Consider the following 3,273-nt stretch of genomic DNA (forward strand, 5'->3'; position numbering starts at 1 on the left):
CGGAGTCTTCGGGCGTCCAGCCGCCGTCCGCCCAGTCGGTCGCCGAGATTCGCGCGAAGAGGGGGAGCTCCGGCGGCCAGATCTCGCGGACCGCCGCCGCGACCCGGAGCGGCAGGCGCGCGCGGTTCTCGAAGCTCCCTCCGTACTCGTCGCCGCGGCGGTTGGCGAGCGGAGAGAGGAACTCGTGCAGCAGATACCCGTGCGCCATGTGCAGCTCCACGACGCGGAAGCCGGCGGCGAGAGCGAGCTTCGCCGAGCCGGCGAAGTCGTGGACGATCGCGTCGATCTCCCCCGCGGAGAGCCCCCGCGGCGCCGGATATCGTCCGAACGGAATCGCGCTCGGCGCGAGCGTCTCCCACGCTCCTTCGTCCGCCGCGAGCGGCGCGCCCCCCTCCCAGGGGACGCGCGTCGAAGCCTTGCGTCCGGCGTGGGCGAGCTGGATGCCGGGGACGGCGCCGCGAGCCTCCATGAATTCGACGAGCGGACGGAACGCCTTCGCCTGATCCGGGGACCAGAGCCCGCTGTCCGCGGGAGTGATGCGCCCCTCGGGCGACACGGCCGTCGCCTCGACCATCACGAGCGCGGCGCCCCCGACGGCGCGGCTCCCGAGGTGCACGAAATGCCAGGCGTTCGGCATCCCGTCGCGGCTCGAGTACTGGCACATCGGCGACACGAAGACGCGGTGACGGAACGCCGTCCCGCGCAATGTGAACGGATCGAACAGTCGAGGCATCGTCGCTTCCCCCTCCCGATTCTCACGGATCGCGCCGCCCGCGCGCAGGAGTACGCGCCGTTCGATCGCTTCGGAAGATATACGCGAATGCCCCGATTGATGCCCATGGATCAGGAAAGAAAAGGGGCACGCGCGTAGAGTCGAATCGTCATCACCCCGGCCCGCGCGCCGGAAAGGAGGATCGATGACCTACCTGAAGAACTTCCAGAACGTCGCCTCCGAGAACGATTTCTTCCGGAACGTTCTGTACACGGGCAAGCGAAGCCAGCTCGTGGCGATGAGCCTGGGGCCCGGAGAAGAAATCGGCGCCGAGACGCATCCGGCGACCGATCAGATCTTTTTCTTCATCGACGGCGCGGGCGAAGCGACGGTCGATCACAAGCCGCTCCGCGTGGCCGCGGGCGAAGTGCTCTGTGTCCCGGCCGGGACGCTGCACAACGTCCGGAACACGTCGAAGAAGGCGATGAAGCTCTTGACGCTCTATGCGCCGCCGGAGCATCCGGCGGGAACGGTCGAGAAGACGCGGGAGGAGGCCCTCGCTTCGCACACCCACTGAGCGCCCGTTTTCGGATTCGGTTCCCGGTTAACTTCGCGCCGTCTGGAAGCCCCCTCGGAGGAGAGCCGGGCGGAGCATCTACGAAAAGGAGACCCGTCATGAAACTCACGAGACGTCTCGCATATCCCCTGGCCCTCGCGTTCCTCTGCGCTCTCGCCGTCCCGATCGCTCGGGCGGACACGGCGTGGAGGACCCCGCTCCGGCTCGCCGAGCCGACCGAGATCCCCGGCATGACCCTCGCTCCCGGCGAGTACGTGATCAAGGTGATCGACACTCAGAAGATCCGGACCATCGTCCAGTTCCTCAACCCGGCCGAAACCGAGGTCATCGCGACGGTGCTCGCGGTGCCGCTCCGTCACGTCGCGGCCAACGAAAGGACCGAGTTCACGTATTTCCAGCGCGCCGCGGGACATCCGCAGGCGCTGAGGACCTGGATGTATCCGGGCGAAACGTTCGGCGTCGAGTTCGTCTATCCGAAGGCGGAAGCGATCATCCTCGCCGAAGAGACGCACGAAACGGTTTACGCCACGCCGGCGCCGGAGCCGAGCCTCAAGGCCGAGGTGGTCGAAGTCACCCCGGAAAAGAAGGAGGTTCCCCTTCCGGAGCCCGTCCTTCCGAAGACCGGCAGTGATCTGCCGCTCGTCGGACTGCTCGCGGCCGCGTCGCTCGCCGGCGCCGCCGGACTGAGGGTCCTCGGAAATCGGATCGGCTGATTCGATGCGCTCTTCTTCCGGCCTCCGGGGCACCCGCCCCGGAGGCCTTCGTGCATTCGAGCGGGCGCTCTGGATCGCCGGCGCGCTCGGTCTCGGCTGGTGCGCCCTCGTGATCGCCATCACCCGGCTCGACGAAGCCGCCGCGTCGCGACGGCTCGACGCGGCGATCGCGGCGCGCCGCTCCGCCTCGCCCGTTCCCTCCGAAGCAGCCGCGGCCCCCGCCATCTCGCGGAGCGCCCCGCTCGCGGAGGCCGCGGCCCCGGAAGCCTTCGGGCCCCCCGCCCCGCCTCCGTCCGCCGCTCGAAAGTCGGCGCTCCCCATCTCCCGGCCCTCCCCCCCGCCGCCGCTCGTCCGAGGAGCGATCATCGCCCGCATCCGAATCGAGAAGATCGGCCTGTCGGTGGTCGCGCGCGAGGGAGACGACTCGCTCACTCTCCGATTCGCGGTCGGACACATCCCGGGGACGCCCATTCCGCCCCGCGGAGGCAACGCCGTGTTCGCCGGCCACCGCGACCGCCAGTTCCGGAGTCTCGGCCGGCTCAAGCCGAATGACGCGATCCGGCTGACGACCGAGGACGGAGAGTTCCTCTACCGCGTGGAATGGACGGCCGTCGTCGATCCGGACGCCCTCTGGGTGCTCGACCCGACGCCGGACGCCAGCCTCACCCTCGTGACGTGCTTTCCGTTCGGCTACGTCGGCAGCGCGCCGGACCGGTTCGTCGTGCGGGCGCGCCGCGTGGAGAGCTAGAGTCCGTTCCCTTCCTTTCGGGTCCCCGGCCATCGTTGCGGGCTAAGATCGCCGCCATGCGCTCCGGCCGGAACTCCCTCGCGTGGGCCCTGGCCGCGCTCTGCGTCGTCTGGACCGCCGCGCAGCTCGCGCTCGCCTGGAACGACGCCCCGATCGTCGACGAGCCGATCCATTTCTTCGACGGATCGCTCGCGGTCGATCTCGGAAACCCGACGGCGAACCCCGAGCACCCGCCGCTCGTCAAGATTCTCGCGTCCGCGGCCGCGCGCCCCTGGCGGTCGCGCGCCGCGCCCGCGCCCCCCGGAACGGATCCCCGGACACCGGCGCCTTCGCTTCTCCTGGTTCCGCACGCGAGCGTTCGAACGCGGATCTTCGCCGCGCGCCTCCCCGCGATCGCGATCGCGCTCGCGGCGATTGCCGCCTGCGGCGCCTGGGGCGCTTCGTTCGGCGGAGCGGCCGGCGGCTGGGCGTCGGCGGCGCTCCTGGCGTCCTCGACGCTCTTCGGCGCGCATGCCCATTTCAT

5 protein-coding genes are annotated in these 3,273 nt (G+C 70.0%); 4 read left to right on the forward strand and 1 reads right to left on the reverse strand.

The features are described 5' to 3' along the window. A partial coding sequence (locus VFS34_16185) for an oxidoreductase (GenBank protein HET9795992.1) occupies window positions 1-733 on the reverse strand: 733 nt, incomplete at its 3' end. Window positions 734-917: 184 nt separating this feature from the next. Here VFS34_16185 and VFS34_16190 point away from each other — a divergent pair. The 4 genes from VFS34_16190 to VFS34_16205 form a co-directional block, all read left to right on the forward strand. Continuing rightward, complete coding sequence (locus VFS34_16190) at window positions 918-1,289, forward strand: cupin domain-containing protein (GenBank protein HET9795993.1); 372 nt, start codon at window positions 918-920, stop codon at window positions 1,287-1,289. Window positions 1,290-1,387: 98 nt separating this feature from the next. Beyond that, on the forward strand, window positions 1,388-2,002 hold the full coding sequence (locus tag VFS34_16195; protein HET9795994.1) for a hypothetical protein: 615 nt from the start codon (window positions 1,388-1,390) through the stop codon (window positions 2,000-2,002). A 4-nt stretch (window positions 2,003-2,006) separates the two neighbouring features. Further along, complete coding sequence (locus VFS34_16200) at window positions 2,007-2,750, forward strand: class D sortase (protein ID HET9795995.1); 744 nt, start codon at window positions 2,007-2,009, stop codon at window positions 2,748-2,750. Between the two features lie 56 nt (window positions 2,751-2,806). Beyond that, window positions 2,807-3,273: hypothetical protein (locus tag VFS34_16205; protein ID HET9795996.1), on the forward strand; the 467-nt coding region annotated here is incomplete at its 3' end.

This window comes from Thermoanaerobaculia bacterium, from assembly GCA_035717485.1.
In the GTDB taxonomy this organism is placed as follows: domain Bacteria; phylum Acidobacteriota; class Thermoanaerobaculia; order UBA5066; family DATFVB01; genus DATFVB01.

Excerpts from the sequence above, each read along its gene's own strand:
- VFS34_16190 (HET9795993.1), top strand. The coding sequence starts at position 918 with ATGACCTACCTGAAGAACTTCCAGAACGTCGCCTCCGAGAACGATTTC.
- VFS34_16195 (HET9795994.1), top strand. The coding sequence starts at position 1,388 with ATGAAACTCACGAGACGTCTCGCATATCCCCTGGCCCTCGCGTTCCTC.
- VFS34_16200 (HET9795995.1), top strand. The coding sequence starts at position 2,007 with ATGCGCTCTTCTTCCGGCCTCCGGGGCACCCGCCCCGGAGGCCTTCGT.